The following is a 16,029-nucleotide window of genomic DNA, read 5'->3' as shown; positions in this document are numbered from 1 at the left end:
GACGGAACAGGACGAGGGAGTCAAGACGATGGCGGAAATCGCTCCGAAGGCCCGCATGCGCGGACCGGCCCGCAAGGCGCTCATCACCGAGGCGGCGCTGAAGCTGTTCGCGAGCAAGGGCTACCACGCGACGTCGCTGGGCGAGATCGCCGCGGAGGCGGGCGTGGCGCGGACGGTGATGTACGACCACTTCCCGTCCAAGCGCGTGCTGCTGCTGGCCGTCATGCAGGAGCAGAACGCGGCGCTGGTCGAGTACGTCGGCTCCCGCATCACCGGCTCGGGCCCGCCCGAGGCGAGGATGCGCTCCACCATCGACGCCTACTTCAGCTTCGCCCAGAGCAAACCCGCTGCCCGGAGGCTGCTTTTCGACCGCACCGACGAGGACGACCCGGAGATCCGGACCGTCCGGCAGGGCATTCGCGAGTCGCGCACGCGCGCCGTCGCGGCACTGCTGGGCGAGGACATCCGGACGATGGGCGTCGACCCCGGCGAGCCGATCGCCGAGGCGATGGTCGAACTCATCATCACCGGACTGGACGGCGTCGCGCAGTGGTGGCGGCGCCACCCCGAAATGCCCAGGTCGATGCTGGTCGAGGGCGCCATGCGGATGCTGTGGACGGGCCTGGGCCACGCGGAGTAGGCCGCCGGATCGCGCGAGCGGAAGCCGCCGCGGGGCTTGACGCCTCGCGGCGGCTTCCGCATAGTGGGGGCTCATCCGCAACCGACACTAGTGTCGGTTAGCACCATCCCCCCAAGGAGTGCGCCATGGAGGACAGGACTCCATCGCAGACCGAGCAGACCGGGTCGGCCGACCGGACCGGGCCGGCCGAGACGCCGGGCGCGAACCGGGTCGGCCGCCGCCAGTTCGTCACCGGGGCGCTGGCGGCGGCCGGCGCGGTCGCCGCCGCCGGAGCGCTGGGCGCCGGGACGGCGTCGGCCGCCACCCCGTCCGCCCGCCGGGCGCCGCGGCTCGGCAGGGCCGCGGCCGGCCGCCGCGTCGCGATCTTCGGCGGCGGGATGGGCGGGCTGTCGACCGCCCACGAACTCGCCGAGCGCGGATTCCAGGTCACCATCTACGAGCGCAAGGCGTGGGGCGGCAAGTGCCGCAGCATGCCGGTCCCCGGCACCGCGAGCGGCGGCCGGCAGGATCTGCCCGCCGAGCACGGGTTCCGCTTCTTTCCCGGCTTCTACCAGAACCTCCCCGACACCATGTCCCGCATCCCGCTGCCGGGCGGCGGCAAGGCGTTCGACAACCTGGTCGCCGGCACCGAGGTCGCCGCGTTCTACAACGGGACCAAGCTCGTCCTGCCCGCGCGCGGCACCATCGAGGGCACGCTCAGCCCCGACTCGCTGCTGACGTTCCTGTCCACCGGGCTCAACGTGCTCGGCACCGTCCCGGCGTGGGAGGTCGGGTACTTCCTGCAGAAGATGATCGCGTTCGTCACGAGCGGCCCGCTGCGCCGGTACCAGCAGTGGGAGAACATGAGCTTCGCCCAGTTCGTCCACTCCGACAAGATGTCCAAGCAGTACCAGGAACTGCTGGTGCAGATGTTCACCGGCACGCTCGTGGCGGCCAAGCCCGACAAGGCCAACGCCCACACCATGGGCCTCATGGCGGAGGCGTGGGTCTACAGCACTCTCGGCCTGGGCGGCTACAAGGCCCCCGACCGGCTGCTGAACGCCCCCACCAACGAGGCGCTCATCGACCCCTGGGTCGCCTACCTCAAGTCCCTCGGCGTGGTCTTCCAGCCGGACGCGACGCTGACCGGGCTCAGCGTCACCGACAAGAAGATCAGCGGCGCGCAGGTCACCGGCCGGAACGGGACGAGCAGCGTCGACGCGGACTACTACGTCCTCGCGGTGCCGGTCGAGCGGGCCGTCCCGCTGCTGAACGACGACATCCTGGCCGCCGACCCGTCCCTGAAGTCGCTGCGCGAGCTGACGACCGACTGGATGAACGGCATCATGATCTACCTGCGGCAGCCGATCGACCTGGCGAAGGGGCACGTCGCCTACGCCGGGCAGCCGTGGGCGCTCACCTCCATCAGCCAGGCCCAGTTCTGGAAGAAGAAGTTCGGCACGACGTACGGGAACGGCCAGGTCAACGAGTGCCTGTCGATCGACCTGTCCGCGTGGGACACCCCCGGCATCCTCTACAACAAGCCGGCCCGCGACTGCACGTCCGACCAGATCTTCAAGGAGGTCGTCGCGCAGCTGCGCAAGGCGCTCCCGTGGGGCCCGGTCCTGCTCAACGACGCCAACATCCACTCCTACTTCATCGACCCCGCCATCACCGGCAACGGGACGCCGCAGGTCGCCAACGACGAGCCGCTGCTCATCAACAAGCCCAGTTCGTGGAACTACCGGCCCGAGGCCGCCACCGGCCTGCCGAACCTGTTCCTGGCCTCCGACTACGTCCGGGCCGACATCAACCTGGCCACGATGGAGGGCGCGAACGAGGCGGGACGCAAGGCCGCCAACGCCATCCTGGACGCCTCCGGCGCCGGCGGCACCCCCGCCAAGCTGTTCGAGATGTACCTGCCCAACGAGTTCCAGGGCTTCTACGACGACGATGACCGCCGGTACAAGGCCGGCCAGGCCAACGCCTTCGACCTCTGGGACCCCGCCAAGCCCTGACCCCTTCCCCCGGGAGCCGCCGCCCGCGGTCCGGTCCAGCGCGCCGACCGGCCGGACCGCGGGCGGCCGGAAGGCCGCACCATGTTCACGAGCCTCCACGCCCTGGCCGCCCTGTCGACCGGCATCTACTTCAGTGGTCTCACCTACTTCAAGCTGGCCGCGGCCGAGATGCGGCCGCTGCGCGGGGACCGCCCCCTGCTGCTGACGCGGGAACTGCTCGGCAGCCGGACGTGGCTCGCCGGCGCGTCCGTCCTCGGCGTCGGCGCCGCCGTCCAGGTCGCGGCGCTGACCAGGCTGTCGCTGTTCCAGGCGCAGCCGATGTTCCTGGCCGGGCTGGCGATCCTGCTCGTCCTCGCGATCCCGGTCCTGCGCGAGCGGCTCACGCCGCGCGAGTGGGGATGTGTGGCGCTGCTGGCCATCGCGACGGCGCTGTTCGCGCACGCCGCGTCCGCCGCGCCCGCCGTGCAGGCCGTGCAGGCCGTGCAGGGCGTGTCCGTCGGCCACGCAGCGTCCGCGGGCTTGACCGGCTCGTCGGTGACCGGCGCGGCCGCGATCGCCGCGCAGCCGGACCGGGCGCTGGTGGTGGCCGTCGCGCTGCCGTCCCTGCTGGTGCCGTGCATCGGCTTCCTGACCGTCGACCTGGCGCGCGAGGGCGCGCATGCCCGGCCGCTCACCGGCGTCGCGCTGGCCGTCAACGCGGGCCTGCTCACCGGGACGGCGGAGATGATGCTGACCGGAGCCGCCGGCCTCGGCGCCTCGCCCCGCGCGCTGCTCACCGCCCCCTACCTCTACGCCTTCGCCGTCGCCGCACCGCTCGCGCTGGGGCAGCTGCAGATCGCGCTGCAGCGCAGCCGGCTGGCCATCGTCGGGCTGGTCGCCACCGCCACCGCGAAGACCTACCTGCTGATCGTCGCGACGACGCTGTACGGGGAGCGCCGGCCGGACGACGGCGGGCAGACCGTCCTGGCGCTGGCGCTGTCGGTGCTGGCCGTCGCCGCCGTCCCGCATCACGAGCGGCGGGCGGCGCGGGCGCGGCTCCAGCGCGTCCCGTAGCGAAGCGAGTCCGGTAGCGAGGGACGGCCCGCGCCCGGGGGTGGCGGGCGCGGGCCGTGCGGGTCCGGCGGGCCGTCAGCAGGTGAGGTTGCCGCCGGCCGGGACGCCGAGGATCTGCGTGAACCGCTGGTAGGCGTTCACCCGGCTCTGGACCTGGGCCGGGTTCCGGCCGTCGCATTCCAGGCTGCCGTTGATGCTGCGGATCGTCTCGCCGAAACCGCGGCCGTCGACCATGGCGTTGTGCCCGGTCATGGTGCCGGGACCGCTCTGGGTCATCCAGTACCAGAGCCCGGTCTTCCAGGCCACGGCCGCGTCCCGCTCGACGAGCCACGGGTTGTTCAGCAGGTCGATGCCGAGGGCGTCGCCCGCCGCCCTGTAGTTGAAGTTCCAGCTCAGCTGGATCGGACCGCGGCCGTAGTAGGCCGCCTGGCCGGCGGGGCAGCCGTACGGCCGGCCGGCATCGCAGTAGTGCGGGTAATTGGCGGTGTTCTGCTCGACGATGTAGACGAGTCCGCCGGTCTCGTGGTCGACGTTGGCCAGGAAGGCCGCCGCCTCCTGCTTCTGCACGGTGGCGCCGCCGGTCTTGGCGAAGGCCGGGAACGCGGCCATCGCCGCGGTGAGCCCGGCGTAGGTGTAGAAGGAGTTGCGGCTCGGGAACATCTGGTTGAACTGGGTCTCACTGACCACGAAGCCGCCGGGGTCGGGCGGGTCCCCGGGTCCCGGGTCGGTCGGGCCGTCGCAGGCGTACGGGTCCCAGTACCAGTTGCTGATCACCGGGTCGTAGCCCGGGTTCTCGTGGACGGCGATGTAGTACTCGCCGTCGGTGTACCGGACGACGCTGCCCACCGGGTACGTCTGCCCGGCCACCCAGTCGGGGGCGGAGCAGCCCGGTCCGGGCGTCCCGCCACCGCCGCAGGCGCCCTGGTCGGTCCAGACCTCGGCGCCGCCCGGGGTCTCGCTCCGCGTCCACCATCGCGCCGACCAGTTGTGCCCGCCGTAGGACACGGACGCGCCGCCGTTGTAGACGGCGGACGCGTTCCACGCCGCCGCGCACTGCGCGGCGGACGCGGACGCCGCCGGCAGGACGGCCGACAGCGTGCCCGCCGCGAGCAGCACGGCGCCGAGCAACGTCAGAACACGGTGCACCTGATCACTTCCTTCGGGGTCGTTCGCTGGGGGATCACTGCACCTGCAGGTCGATGCAGGCGTAGAAGGCGTTGGCCGTGTCGGCGATGTTCCAGACCGCGAGCACCTTCTGCCGGCCGGTCACGCCGCCGAGGTTCACGGTGTGGGACACGCTGGAGGGCGGCGAACCTGCGTCCTGGTTTCTTCATGGCGGGGGGTCCTTGCTCGGGCGGGGTGGTCATGGGGGTGTGTCGCTGCCACCCGGCGATGGAGGGGCGCGGGGCATGGGGAGTCTCGCGGCGTCCCGGATATTGGCAGGATCTACCGGGCACCGGGCCGTCCATTGGCATCATCTGCCCGCACATGAGAAAGCCGGGAGAGCGGCGTCGGCTCTCCCGGCTCTCCCGGCTCTTTCGGCTCTTTCGGCTCCTGCGGGTCTCAGCGCACGTAGATCTGCGGCTGAGGCGGAGCGGACATGCGGTCGCCCAGGAAGAAGCTCGGGTGCGGCGGCTGGTTGTAGGCGGTGTTCTGCCAGGCCAGGGCCGTCCGGTACTGGGTGTCGTGCAGGAGCGTGTAAAGCTTGCGGTCGGTGACGTCCCGCGTGGTGTAGATGCGGAGCCGGGTGTTGTCGCCGGTGGGCCAGACGACCTCCTCGCGCCAGTCGCCGAACAGGTCGCCGCTCAGCGACGGGACGGACTTGGTGCCGTTGTTCGAGTGCACGCCCGAGGCGGTCAGCAGCCTGGTGTCGCCGGACGGGCCGTACTTGTCGATGTGGGTCCCGTCCAGCAGTTCGCGGACGGGGTCGGCGTCCCACCACACGAGGAAGTTGGCGGACGACGGCTTGCGACCCGCGTTGTTGCCGGTGACGCTGCGCAGCTCGGAGACCCCCGACGACCAGAACTCGGCGCCGATCCGCCCGTTCCAGATGTCCCCGGCGACGCCGCGCCCGTTGTCGCAGCAGGGCGAGGTCTGCCACAGGATCTGCCCGTTGCGAGGGTCGATGTAGAGCGAGGACGGCTGGCCGGACGACTCGCTGACCTTGAAGTACTCCAGCCCCGGCCGCGCCGGGTCGAAGTCGCCGAGGTGCTGCGCGTCGCCGTGGCCGGTGCGGGTCGTCCACAGGCCGTAGCCGTTGTCGTCGACCGCCATCGCGCCGTAGACGATCTCGTCCCGGCCGTCCTGGTCGATGTCGCCGACGGACAGGCTGTGCGAGCCCTGGCCGTCGAAGCCCCGGCCGGAGTTGGTGGAGCTGTTGGTGTCGAACGTCCAGCGGCGGGTGAAATGCCCGTCCCGCCAGTCCCAGGCGGCGATCACCGTGCGGGTGTAGTAGCCGCGCGCCATGATCAGGCTGGGCCGGGATCCGTCCAGGTAGGCGGTGCCGGCGAGGAAGCGGTCGACGCGGTTGCCGTACGAGTCGCCCCAGGACGAGACGCTGCCGCGCGGCGGGACGTAGTCGACGCTCTGCATCGCCGCGCCCGTCCGGCCGTCGAACATGGTGAGGTACTCGGGTCCGCTGAGGATGTATCCGCTGGAGTTGCGGTAGTCGGCGCCCGCGTCGCCGATGACCCTGCCCGTGCCGTCGACGGTGCCGTCCGCGGTCTTCATGGCGATCTCGGCGCGGCCGTCGCCGTCGTAGTCGTACACCTGGAACTGGGTGTAGTGCTGGCCAGCGCGGATGTTGCGGCCGAGGTCGATCCGCCACAGGCGGCTGCCGTCTAGCCGGTAGGCGTCGATGTAGACGTCGCTGGTGTAGCCGCTCTGCGAGTTGTCCTTCGAGTTGGACGGGTCCCACTTGAGGACGATCTCCAGGCGTCCGTCGCCGTCGAGGTCGCCCACGCTCGCGTCGTTGGCGCTGTACTCCGATCCCGGCCGCTGGATCGGCACGTCCAGGTACCCGTCGCCGAAGCGCAGGGACGACTCCGAGGCGGCCCCTTCGCCGCCGCTCACGATCGGCCGGACGGTGTAGGAGGCGTCCGCCGGTGCGCCCTGGTCCCAGTAGTTGGTCGACCCGGTGACCGTGGCGATCCTGGACGACCCCCGGTAGAGGGCGAACGTCGTGCCGGCCGGGTCGGTGCCGAGCAGGCGCCAGCCGACGTAGTTGCCGTCGCCCGACCGGACGCTGATCAGCCCGCGGTCGAGGTCCTCCGCCTGGCGGGCGGCGGCGGCCAGGTGCGCGGCCTCGGGCCGGGCCGCGCCGGCCGCGACGCCGGGCAGGGTCGCGGCGACCGCCGCGGCGACGGCCGCGGGCAGCAGGAGATGGCGGACGGGGGGCCGCATGCGTCGGCCTGGAGGTCTCACGGGGGACTCCCTCGGGGGTTGGCGGGGGGCTCACGAGAAAGCGCTTTCCGATTGACCGTACGGAGCGGCGCGGACGGCCGTCAACACTCCTTTCGCAATCACCACCGGTCGGCCGCCACCGCCGGTGCGCCCCCCGCATCCACCCGCCGGCCGGGCGAGAATCACCCGTCAAGCGACTGGGCGACCCCGGGTCGGTGGCATAAATCACAGCCGCCGGTAGAGAAAATGGCTCTGGTCCCGCGAGGTGTCAGGCGGCGATGGCGGCGGCCGCGAGGAGCAGCGCCGAGGACGCGATCTCGACGATCCCGATCTGCTTCGCCGAGTACTGGCGGCGGCGCAGCACGACGGCCCGGACCAGGTACCAGGTGAACGGGACGGCGTACACGGGGTTCAGCCACGCCGCCACCACGGCCGCACCGACGTGGAAGCCGGCCGACATCGCGTACAGCCCGGCGTTGTCACGCTCGCGGATGCACGACTTGACGAACAGGACCGTCCCGGCGAAGTACAGGAACGTCACCGCGGCGACCTCGTTCGTGCTCCAGGGGGACTCCCCGGCAACCACCGCGACCACGGGCAGGATGAGCGTGGCGGCGGCGACCGACACCAGCCCGTTCAGCAGCGCCCGGTCGTCGCGGCGGGCCGCGAACAGGCCGTTGACCAGCAGCGCCACGGCGAAGACCGGTGCGAACGCCAGCAGTTCCGGGCGGGCGAGCAGCACCGTCGCGCCGGCGGCCAGCGCCGTCCCCCCGTAGACGAGGACCTGGGGCCGGAACTTGCCGAGGCGGCGGGTCTTGACCGCGAGCAGCGCGTAGTACGACAGCAGGTACCCGGCGATCCACGCGACGAGCAGCGGCAGGTCGGGCCAGGCGAACCCGGCGGTGAGCAGCCCCGCCAGGTACGGGACGAGCAGCATCGCCCACGCGCCGTGCTGCGGCGGGACCCAGCGGCGCCTGCGCCGGGAGGGCGCCCGGCGCGTCCCGGGTGCGCGCCGGGAGGGCGCCCGGTGCGAAGGTGCGCGGCCGGACGCGTCCGGCGCCGGTGCCGCGGCGTTTCCTGCCATCGATCCCACCCCCGAGGCGGAGTTAATACAGCATGGCAGTGTAAAAACTACGTCATGTCGGGCCCGGCTGCCGAATCCCTCAGGATGCGCCGAGCTCGCCGGCCTCACGGAGGCGCCCGGCCTCCAGGTGCAGGACCTGATCGACGGTGTCCGGCGGCGGGGGTCTGTGGGTGATCAGCAGGAGGCCCGCGCCGGACGTGCCGGCCAGGACGTCCGCCAGCAGCTCGCGCGCGGTGGCGGGGTCGAGGTGGGCGGTGGGCTCGTCGAGGATCAGGATGCGGGCGCCGGACAGGAAGGCGCGGGCCAGCGCGATCCGCTGGCGCTGGCCGCCGGAGACGCGGGTGCCGTGCTCGCCGACGTGGGTGTCCAGGCCGTCCGGCAGCGTGCGGATCCAGTCCCAGGCGCGGGCCCGGCGCAGCGCGTCCGCGATCTCGGACTCCCCGGCGTCCGGCCTGGCAAGGGCCACGTTGGCGCGGATCGTGGTGGCGAACAGGTGGGCGTGCTGGTCGACGAGGCAGACCACGCGACGGACGTCGTCCTGGGCGTAGTCGCGCAGGTCGTGGCCATCGAGGGTGATGCGCCCCCGGTCGGGGTCGCGGAACCGGACCAGCAGGTGGGCGAGGGTGCTCTTGCCGCTGCCGCTCGGGCCGAGCAGCGCGATCCGGCGGCCGGGCCGCAGGTCCAGGTCGACGCCGTCCAGTACCCAGGGTGAGCCGGGCGCGTAGCGGGCGCGGACGTCCCGTACGCGCAGCAGGTCGCCGCGAGGGGCGGGCAGCGGCCGGGGCGGTTCGGCGGCGGGCGCCGGGTGGTCGGTGAGCGCGGCGAGGCGGGCGGCGGCGCCGTGCGCGGTGAGCAGGTCGCGGGCCGCCTCCGGGAGCGGGCGGACGGCCTCGAACGCGGCCGTGGCCGCGAGCGCCACGGCGGCGAGCAGCACGCCCGGCAGCGCGTCCCGGTGGACGGCGTGCAGGCCCGCGACCAGGACGGCCAGGGTCGTCGCGGCGGTGAGGAAGGTGGTCGCCGCCGTGGTGAACCCGGCGGTCAGGGCGTCGCGGCGGGCCGTCCGGGCCAGGGCGGCGTCGGCGGCGGCGATCCGGGCGAGCTGGTCGCCCGCCCGGCCGAAGGCGACCAGGTCGGGCGCGCCGTGCAGGAGCTCGACGGTCTCGGCGTCGCGCGCGGCGCGGGCCGCGGCCCGGCGGGACGCGGCGGCGCGGGTGAGCGCGACGGTCGCGGCGGGCAGGACGAGCGCCGCCGGCAGCAGCCCGAGCGCCAGGCAGAGCCCGCCGGCGGGCAGCAGCCGGGCGATGGCGGCGACCGTCCCGGCGCCGGCGGCGAGCGCGACGAGCGGCGGGGCGAGACCGCGCAGGTACAGGTGCTGGACGGCCTCGACGTCGGCGGCGAACCCGCTGAGCAGGTCGCCCGAGCGGGCGCCCGGCAGGCCCGCCGGGACGAGCGGCTCCAGCCGCCGGAACCACCGCACCCGCAGCTCCCGCAGCAGCCGCAGGGTCGCGTCGTGGGAGACGAGGCGCTCGGCGTAGCGGAACACGGCCCGCGACAGGCTGAGTGCGCGCACCGCGGTGATCGTCACGGCCAGCGCGATGACCTCGGGGCGAAGCGCGGCGCGTGAGATGAGGTACCCGGAGGCGCCCATCAGCGCGACGGCCGACCCGGTGGCGAGCACACCGCACAGTGCCGCCCCCGCGAACCGGTGCGCGACCGGGCGCGCCGCGACCAGCGGCCCGGCGAGCGGACGGCCGGTCATGTGAGGGCTCCCGCGCGGGCGGCGGCCAGGTCGACGACCTGGTCGGCGGCGGACGCCAGGCGCGGGTCGTGCGTCGCCACGACCAGCGTGCGCCGGGGCAGCGCGAGGATCGCTTCGGTGACGGTTTCGGCGGCCGCGGAGTCCAGGTGGGTGGTGGGCTCGTCCAGGAGCAGGAGCGGGGCGGGGCGGGCCAGCGCCCTCGCGAGGGCCAGGCGGCGCAGCTCACCGGCGGAGAGGCCCGCGCCGGCCTCGCCGACGGTGCGGTGCAGCAGCGGTGTCACGCCGGCCAGTTCGGCGGCGGCGGCGGGGGTCAGGTCGCCGGACTCCGGCGGGGTGATGGCGTCCAGGACCGGGCCGGGGCTCAGGCGCGGGCGCTGCGGAAGCCACGCGACGAGGCGGCGCCAGTCGTCGGGGTCGAACGCGGTCAGGTCCGCGCCGTCCACGGTCACGCGTCCGGACGACGGGTCGATGAAGCGCATGAGCAGGGCCAGCAGGGTGCTCTTGCCCGCGCCGCTGTCGCCGGTGAGGGCGATCCGGTCGCCCGGACGGATCTCCAGGGAGATGTCCGTGAGCACGGGTGGGCCGTCGTATCCGGCGGTGACTCCGGACAGGTGGACGGCGCCGAACGCGACGGGGCGCGGCCGGCGCGGAGCCGCGACGGCCGGGGGCAGTGCCAGCAGGGCCGACAGGCGGCGGGACGCGGTCAGGCCGTCGGCGCCGGCATGGAACTCGGCGGCGAGGGCGCGCAGCGGGCCGTAGAGTTCCGGCGCGAGGACCAGGACCGCCAGGCCGGTGCGCAGTCCCAGGTCGCCGGCCGTCAGGCGGAGGCCGACGCCGACCGCGACCAGCGCCGTGCCGAGGGTGGCGGCGAGTTCCAGGACGAACGCCGACAGGAACGCGACCCGCAGGACCCGCATCGTCTCCCGGCGGTAGCGGTCGGTGGTGGCGGCGATCGCGGCGGCCTGGGCGGGGCCGCGGCGGTGCGCGCGCAGGGTCGTGAGGCCGTTCACGATGTCGAGGAAATGGCCGCTCATCAGGGCCAGGGCCTGCCACCGCTCCCGCGTCCGGGCCCTGGTCGACCGGCCGATCAGCGCCCCGAACAGCGGGACCAGCGGCAGCGTGACCGCCATGACCAGCGCTGACAGGACGTCCTGGAACGCCACCCAGAGGAGGATCGCGGGCGGTGCCAGCGCGGCGGTCGCCAACTGCGGCAGGAACCGGGCGATGTAGGTCTCCAGCGCCTCGACGCCGCCGGTCGTGACGGTCACCGCCTCACCCGACGCGACGGCTCCGGGGCGGGCGCGCGTCACCCGGCCGAGCACGCGCCCGCGCAGGTCGCGGGTCATCCGGGACGCGGCCAGCCGGCCGCCGGCCTCCCGCAGCCAGGCGAGCGCGGCCTGCGCCGTCCCGGCCAGCGCGAAGCAGGCCAGCGCCGGCAGGACGTCCCGCACGTCGCGGTGCCCGAGGAACCCCGCGACGACGATGCGGGAGAGCAGCACGGCCTGGGCGATGGTGAGCGCCGCGGAGCAGGCGGCGAGCGCCGCGGCCGCCGCGAGGAAGCGGCCGGTGCCGGGGACGTCGCGCGGCAGCCAGGGAGCGAGCCCGCGCATCCCTACTCCCCGCCGGCGGCGGACGCGCCTCCGGACGAGGCGTCACCCCGCTTCGACCCCCGCTCCCGGGTGATCATGTGCAGCGGGCTCGGCGGGCGGGCGAAGTCCGCGCGGGAGAGCCGCTGCCGGAAGACCCAGAGGGCCCAGGCCTGGTACGCCAGGACGACGGGCACGAACACCGCCGCGACGATCGTCATCGCGACCAGCGAGTAGTGGTTGGAGGCGGTGCCGTAGATCGTCAGGCTCGGCGAGCCCTGCGTGGACGACACCATGACGCGCGGGTACAGCCGGGCGAACAGGGCGGCGACCAGCAGCACGGTCGCGGCGGACGTCCCGGCGAACGCGGCCATGGGGCGGCGCAGGAGGGCCAGCGGCCCGGACGCGGCGGCGGCGAGGATGCCGAGCCCGAGCAGCACGAGCACGGGCACCGGGTACGGCGCCGTCGAGTACGCCCGCACGGCCGTCCAGACGGTGAACGCGATCAGCAGCACGGCCGCGACCGGCCACAGGGCCAGTGCGAGGCGGCGCGCCCGCACCTCCAGCCCGTCCTCGGTGCGGATGGCGAGGAACAGTGCTCCGTGCAGCGCGAAGGCCGCGACGAGCGCGAACCCGGTGAGCACCGAGTAGCCGCTGAACAGCGCCGCCTCACCGGCGGTGATGTCGCCCGCGGCGTCCATCGGCACGCCCTGGGTGACCGCGGCGAACACGACGCCCAGCAGGAACGGGATCGCCGCGCTGGAGATCGGCATCGCGACGTCCCAGCGGCGCCGCCAGGACAGGTCGTCGTGCTTGTTGCGGTACTCGACGGCGACGCCGCGCACGATCAGCGCGAGCAGGATCGCGAAGAAGATCAGGTAGAAGCCGGAGAACATGCTCGCGTACCAGCCGGGGAACGCGGCGAACGTGGCGCCGCCGGCCACGATGATCCACACCTCGTAGCTGTCCCAGACGGGCAGGATCGTGGCGAGCAGCGCGTGCCGCTCCGGGTCGTCGCGGCCGAGGAAGGGGTAGAGCATCCCGACGCCGAAGTCGAAGCCGTCGAGCAGGAAGAACCCCATCCAGAGCACCGCGATCAGCACGAACCACAGCGTCTGGAGGTCGAAATGCCCCGTGCTCTCCACCACGGTCGTCCCCATCACGGTGGTCCCCATCACGGTGGTCTCCATGGGCGATGCGCCTTTCGACGGGCCGGGTCAGTAGAGCATCGGGGGCAGCGCGTCCTCGCGGGTCACGCCGGGGGCCGGGCGTTCCGGGCCGGCCTTGATCGCGCGGACCATCAGCCAGCCCATGATCACGGCGAGCACCCCGTAGACGGCCCCGAATCCGGCGAACGTCGCGATCACCTGGCCGCTCCCCACCCTCGGGGAGATCGCGGCGTGGGTCTTCAGCAGTCCCTGGACGATCCACGGCTGGCGTCCCATCTCGGTGAGCAGCCAGCCGGCCGTGTTCGCGAGGAACGGCAGCCCGAGGAACGCGTAAGCCGTCCAGGCGAACCAGCGGGACCCCGTCCATCCGCGGCGGCGGACGAACCACAGCCACAGGACGCTGTAGATCAGCGTGAGGAACCCGATGGTGATCATCACCCGCCAGGACCAGTAGATGCTGCCGATGATCGGCGTGTAGTCGCCGGGGCCGTACCGCTGCCGGTACTCGCGCTGGATGTCGTTGATGCCGCGGATCTCGCCGTTCCAGTCGTTGGTCGACAGCACCGACAGCCCGTGCGGCAGGACGATGTCGACGTTGGTGCGCTCCGGGTGCTTCTCCCAGGGGCCGATCGCCAGCAGGGAGAGCGGCGCCGGCGCCTGCGTCTCGTAGAGCGCCTCGGCCGCGGCCATCTTCATCGGCTGGTCCTTGACGAGGATCTGCGCCTGGAAGTGCCCGACGCCGATCACCACGACGGACGCCGCGGCCGTCACCCACAGCGCTCCGCGCGCGGCGGCCCGGAACAGCGTCGCGTCCGGGTCGCCCGCGCCCTCGCCCTCGCGACGCTTCCTGCGCAGCCGGTAGGCGGACGCGGCGATCACCAGCAGGCCCGCCGTGATCAGCGACGCGGCGATCGTGTGGAAGAAGTGGGTGATCTGGAGCGGCTGCAGGAGGACGTCGCCGAGCGAGGTCATCTCGGCGCGCCCGTCCCGCATCGCGTAGCCGACCGGGCGCTGCATCCAGGTGTTCGCCGCCAGGATGAAGTAGGCGGACGACGTCGTGCCCGCCACCACGAGCCAGATCATCGCGAGGTGCACGCGCGGGGAGAGCCGGTCCCAGCCGAAGATCCACAGCCCGATGAAGGTCGACTCCAGGAAGAACGCCACCAGGCCCTCGATCGCCAGCGGCGCCCCGAAGACCGATCCCACGAACCGGGAGTAGACCGACCAGTTCATGCCGAACTGGAACTCCTGCACGATCCCGGTGACGACCCCGAGCGCGAAATTGATCAGGAAGAGCTTCCCGAAGAACCTCGTCATCCGCAGGTAGTGCTCCTTGCCGGTGCGGTGCCAGGCGGTCTGCATCCCGGCGACGAACCAGGCCAGGCCGATGGTGATCGGCACGAACAGGAAGTGGTACACGATGGTGACCGCGAACTGCCATCGGTCCAGGACCGCCGTCGTCTCCACCGGGCCCCTTCCTCATCGCCGGAGATGCCGGCGGCAGAGCACGATGGCCGGCCGTCTGCATGGGGATGTACCGACCAGCGTTCCCCCGCGGACGGGCCGGAAAGGCCAGCGCCGGTCAATCGTTGATCAAGTTCCCGCACAGTGAGGGCGGCGGCCGGGCCCGTCGGCCGCCGCGTCAGTCCTGGATGCCGGCGGCGAGCATCGCGGTGAGGGTCAGGTCGGGGTGCTCGCGCTGGAGGGCGCGCAGCCGCCACTTGTCGGTGAACACCGCGACCAGGGAGCCGTCCAGCGGGCGGGCGAGGACCTCGACGCCGCGCCGGCCGGCGAGCGTCTCGGCGGACTCCTTGTCGGTGAGCCGCGCGGTCGAGTACTCCAGCCGGGTCAGCTCGACCGGCGCGCCGAACTCGTCGGCCATCCGGGCGCTGACCACCTCGAACTGCAGCGGCCCTACCGCCGCCAGCACCGGCGCCTGGTCGCCGCGCAGGTCGCTGCGCAGCACCTGGACGACGCCCTCCCCGCCGAGCTGCTCGATGCCGCGGCGGAACTGCTTGGCGCGCCCGTTGTCCTTGGCGCGCACCACCATGAAGTGCTCGGGCGCGAACGCCGGGATGGGCGGGAACTCCACCGGGTTCCTCGCGTAGAGGGTGTCGCCGACGGTCAGGCCGGAGGTGTTGGGCAGCCCGATCACGTCGCCGGGGTAGGCGGCGTCCACCGTCGAGCGGTCGCGGCCGAACATCGTCTGCGCGTACTTCGTCGCCAGCGGACGCCCGGTCGGGGCGTGGGTGAGCGTCATGCCGCGTTCGAACCGGCCCGAGCACACCCGGATGAACGCGAGCCGGTCGCGGTGCGCCTTGTCCATCCCGGCCTGCACCTTGAAGACCTGGCCGGCGAACGGCGCCTCCACCGGACGCTCGGCGCCGCCCGCGTCGGCGCGCGGGGACGGGGCGGGCGCCAGCCTCCGCACGGTCTCCAGCAGCGCGCCGACGCCGAAGTTGGGCAGCGCCGCCCCGAACAGGACGGGCGTGCAGACGCCGGCGCGGAAGGCGTCCATGTCGAGGACGGCGCCGATCTCGTCCAGCAGCTCCAGTTCCTCGACCGCGGCCCGCCAGGCGTCGCCCTCCTCGCGCGCCGCCTGCTCGGCGGGCACCCGCTCCTCGATCGCGCGGGTGGCGCCGCCGGGGGTGCGGCGGAACCGGGTGAACGTGCCGCCGGCGCGGTCGATCAGCCCGCGGAAGTCGCCCGCGGCGCCGACCGGCCAGGTCAGCGGGGCCGGGCGCAGCCCGATCCGCTGCTCGACCTCGTCCAGCAGCTCCAGCGGCTCGCGGCCCGGCCGGTCCCACTTGTTGACGAACGTGATCACCGGGATGCGGCGGTGCCGGCACACGTCGAACAGCTTCAGCGTCTGGGCCTCCAGGCCCTTCGCGGAGTCCAGCAGCATGACGGCGCCGTCGACGGCCGCGAGCACCCGGTAGGTGTCCTCGGAGAAGTCGGCGTGGCCCGGGGTGTCGAGCAGGTTCAGCAGCGCGCCGCCGAACTCGAACCGCAGCACCGACGAGGTGATCGAGATGCCGCGGGACCGCTCGATGTCCATCCAGTCCGACCGGACGCCGCCGCGCCCGGCCTTCCCGTGCACGGCGCCCGCCTGCTCGATCGCCGCCGCGTGCAGCGCGAGGGCCTCGGTCAGCGTCGACTTCCCCGCGTCCGGATGGCTGATCATCGCGAACGTCCGCCGCCGCGCCGCCTGCGCCGCGATGTCCCGTGCCGCCGCGTCTCCCGGCGTCGCCGTACCGCCGCTCACCGCGGCCCCTTTCCCCGTCCGAACTGCCCGTCCGAGTTTATGTGCCGCCGCCGCCCTGACGGGCCGCGGCCGCG

At 73.3% G+C, this 16,029-nt stretch carries 12 protein-coding genes; 3 read left to right on the top strand and 9 right to left on the bottom strand.

The genetic code is table 11. The features are described from left to right. Window positions 1–28 precede the first annotated feature (28 nt). From AL2_RS03025 to AL2_RS03015, 3 genes are all read left to right on the top strand, one after another. The gene (locus AL2_RS03025) at window positions 29–640 is read left to right on the top strand and encodes a TetR/AcrR family transcriptional regulator (RefSeq protein WP_083945877.1); all 612 of its coding nucleotides are present in this window, start codon (window positions 29–31) and stop codon (window positions 638–640) included. 125 nt (window positions 641–765) lie between these two features. Beyond that, a complete protein-coding gene (locus tag AL2_RS03020) occupies window positions 766–2,637 on the top strand; it encodes a hydroxysqualene dehydroxylase (RefSeq protein ID WP_083945876.1) in 1,872 nt (623 codons plus the stop codon). A gap of 81 nt (window positions 2,638–2,718) precedes the next feature. Continuing rightward, window positions 2,719–3,690, top strand: a complete 972-nt coding sequence (locus AL2_RS03015) for a DMT family protein (RefSeq protein WP_067628868.1) — start codon at window positions 2,719–2,721, stop codon at window positions 3,688–3,690. Window positions 3,691–3,765: 75 nt separating this feature from the next. On the opposite strand, the gene AL2_RS03010 is transcribed toward AL2_RS03015, so the two are convergent. The 9 genes from AL2_RS03010 to AL2_RS02975 form a co-directional block, all read right to left on the bottom strand. Then, window positions 3,766–4,836 (bottom strand): glycoside hydrolase family 19 protein, encoded by a 1,071-nt coding sequence (locus AL2_RS03010; RefSeq protein WP_067628866.1) that lies wholly within the window; start codon window positions 4,834–4,836, stop codon window positions 3,766–3,768. A gap of 34 nt (window positions 4,837–4,870) precedes the next feature. Then, window positions 4,871–4,987: a lytic polysaccharide monooxygenase gene (locus tag AL2_RS36015; RefSeq protein ID WP_439951354.1), complete on the bottom strand. Its 117-nt coding sequence runs from the start codon at window positions 4,985–4,987 to the stop codon at window positions 4,871–4,873. A 266-nt stretch (window positions 4,988–5,253) separates the two neighbouring features. Then, window positions 5,254–7,092: a rhamnogalacturonan lyase gene (locus AL2_RS03005; RefSeq protein ID WP_157437979.1), complete on the bottom strand. Its 1,839-nt coding sequence runs from the start codon at window positions 7,090–7,092 to the stop codon at window positions 5,254–5,256. 268 nt (window positions 7,093–7,360) lie between these two features. Then, complete coding sequence (locus AL2_RS03000; RefSeq protein ID WP_067628862.1) at window positions 7,361–8,176, bottom strand: YwiC-like family protein; 816 nt, start codon at window positions 8,174–8,176, stop codon at window positions 7,361–7,363. A gap of 79 nt (window positions 8,177–8,255) precedes the next feature. Continuing rightward, window positions 8,256–9,935 carry a thiol reductant ABC exporter subunit CydC gene (gene cydC, locus AL2_RS02995; protein WP_083945875.1) on the bottom strand — a complete coding sequence of 560 codons (1,680 nt, stop codon included), beginning with the start codon at window positions 9,933–9,935 and terminating at the stop codon, window positions 8,256–8,258. Next, a complete protein-coding gene (cydD, locus tag AL2_RS02990) occupies window positions 9,932–11,545 on the bottom strand; it encodes a thiol reductant ABC exporter subunit CydD (RefSeq protein WP_083945874.1) in 1,614 nt (537 codons plus the stop codon). Before cydD ends, cydC begins: the two co-directional genes overlap by 4 nt. Window positions 11,546–11,547: 2 nt before the next feature. Next, window positions 11,548–12,711 carry a cytochrome d ubiquinol oxidase subunit II gene (cydB, locus tag AL2_RS02985; RefSeq protein ID WP_067628860.1) on the bottom strand — a complete coding sequence of 388 codons (1,164 nt, stop codon included), beginning with the start codon at window positions 12,709–12,711 and terminating at the stop codon, window positions 11,548–11,550. Window positions 12,712–12,738: 27 nt separating this feature from the next. Further along, the gene (locus tag AL2_RS02980) at window positions 12,739–14,157 is read right to left on the bottom strand and encodes a cytochrome ubiquinol oxidase subunit I (RefSeq protein ID WP_067628858.1); all 1,419 of its coding nucleotides are present in this window, start codon (window positions 14,155–14,157) and stop codon (window positions 12,739–12,741) included. Window positions 14,158–14,332: 175 nt separating this feature from the next. Next, window positions 14,333–15,955, bottom strand: coding sequence for a peptide chain release factor 3 (locus AL2_RS02975; RefSeq protein WP_067628856.1), 1,623 nt, complete (start codon window positions 15,953–15,955; stop codon window positions 14,333–14,335). Window positions 15,956–16,029: the final 74 nt, after the last annotated feature.

The sequence above is a fragment of the Actinomadura latina NBRC 106108 genome (genome assembly GCF_001552195.1).
Classification (GTDB): Bacteria; Actinomycetota; Actinomycetes; order Streptosporangiales; family Streptosporangiaceae; genus Spirillospora; species Spirillospora latina.
Note: the sequence above shows the minus strand (reverse complement) of the source record. Positions and strands in the feature narration are given on the sequence as shown.

Excerpts from the sequence above, each read along its gene's own strand:
- AL2_RS03025 (WP_083945877.1), top strand. The coding sequence starts at position 29 with ATGGCGGAAATCGCTCCGAAGGCCCGCATGCGCGGACCGGCCCGCAAG.
- AL2_RS03020 (WP_083945876.1), top strand. The coding sequence starts at position 766 with ATGGAGGACAGGACTCCATCGCAGACCGAGCAGACCGGGTCGGCCGAC.
- AL2_RS03015 (WP_067628868.1), top strand. The coding sequence starts at position 2,719 with ATGTTCACGAGCCTCCACGCCCTGGCCGCCCTGTCGACCGGCATCTAC.
- AL2_RS03005 (WP_157437979.1), bottom strand. The coding sequence starts at position 7,092 with ATGCGGCCCCCCGTCCGCCATCTCCTGCTGCCCGCGGCCGTCGCCGCG.
- AL2_RS03000 (WP_067628862.1), bottom strand. The coding sequence starts at position 8,176 with ATGGCAGGAAACGCCGCGGCACCGGCGCCGGACGCGTCCGGCCGCGCA.
- cydC (WP_083945875.1), bottom strand. The coding sequence starts at position 9,935 with ATGACCGGCCGTCCGCTCGCCGGGCCGCTGGTCGCGGCGCGCCCGGTC.
- cydD (WP_083945874.1), bottom strand. The coding sequence starts at position 11,545 with ATGCGCGGGCTCGCTCCCTGGCTGCCGCGCGACGTCCCCGGCACCGGC.
- cydB (WP_067628860.1), bottom strand. The coding sequence starts at position 12,711 with ATGGAGACCACCGTGATGGGGACCACCGTGATGGGGACGACCGTGGTG.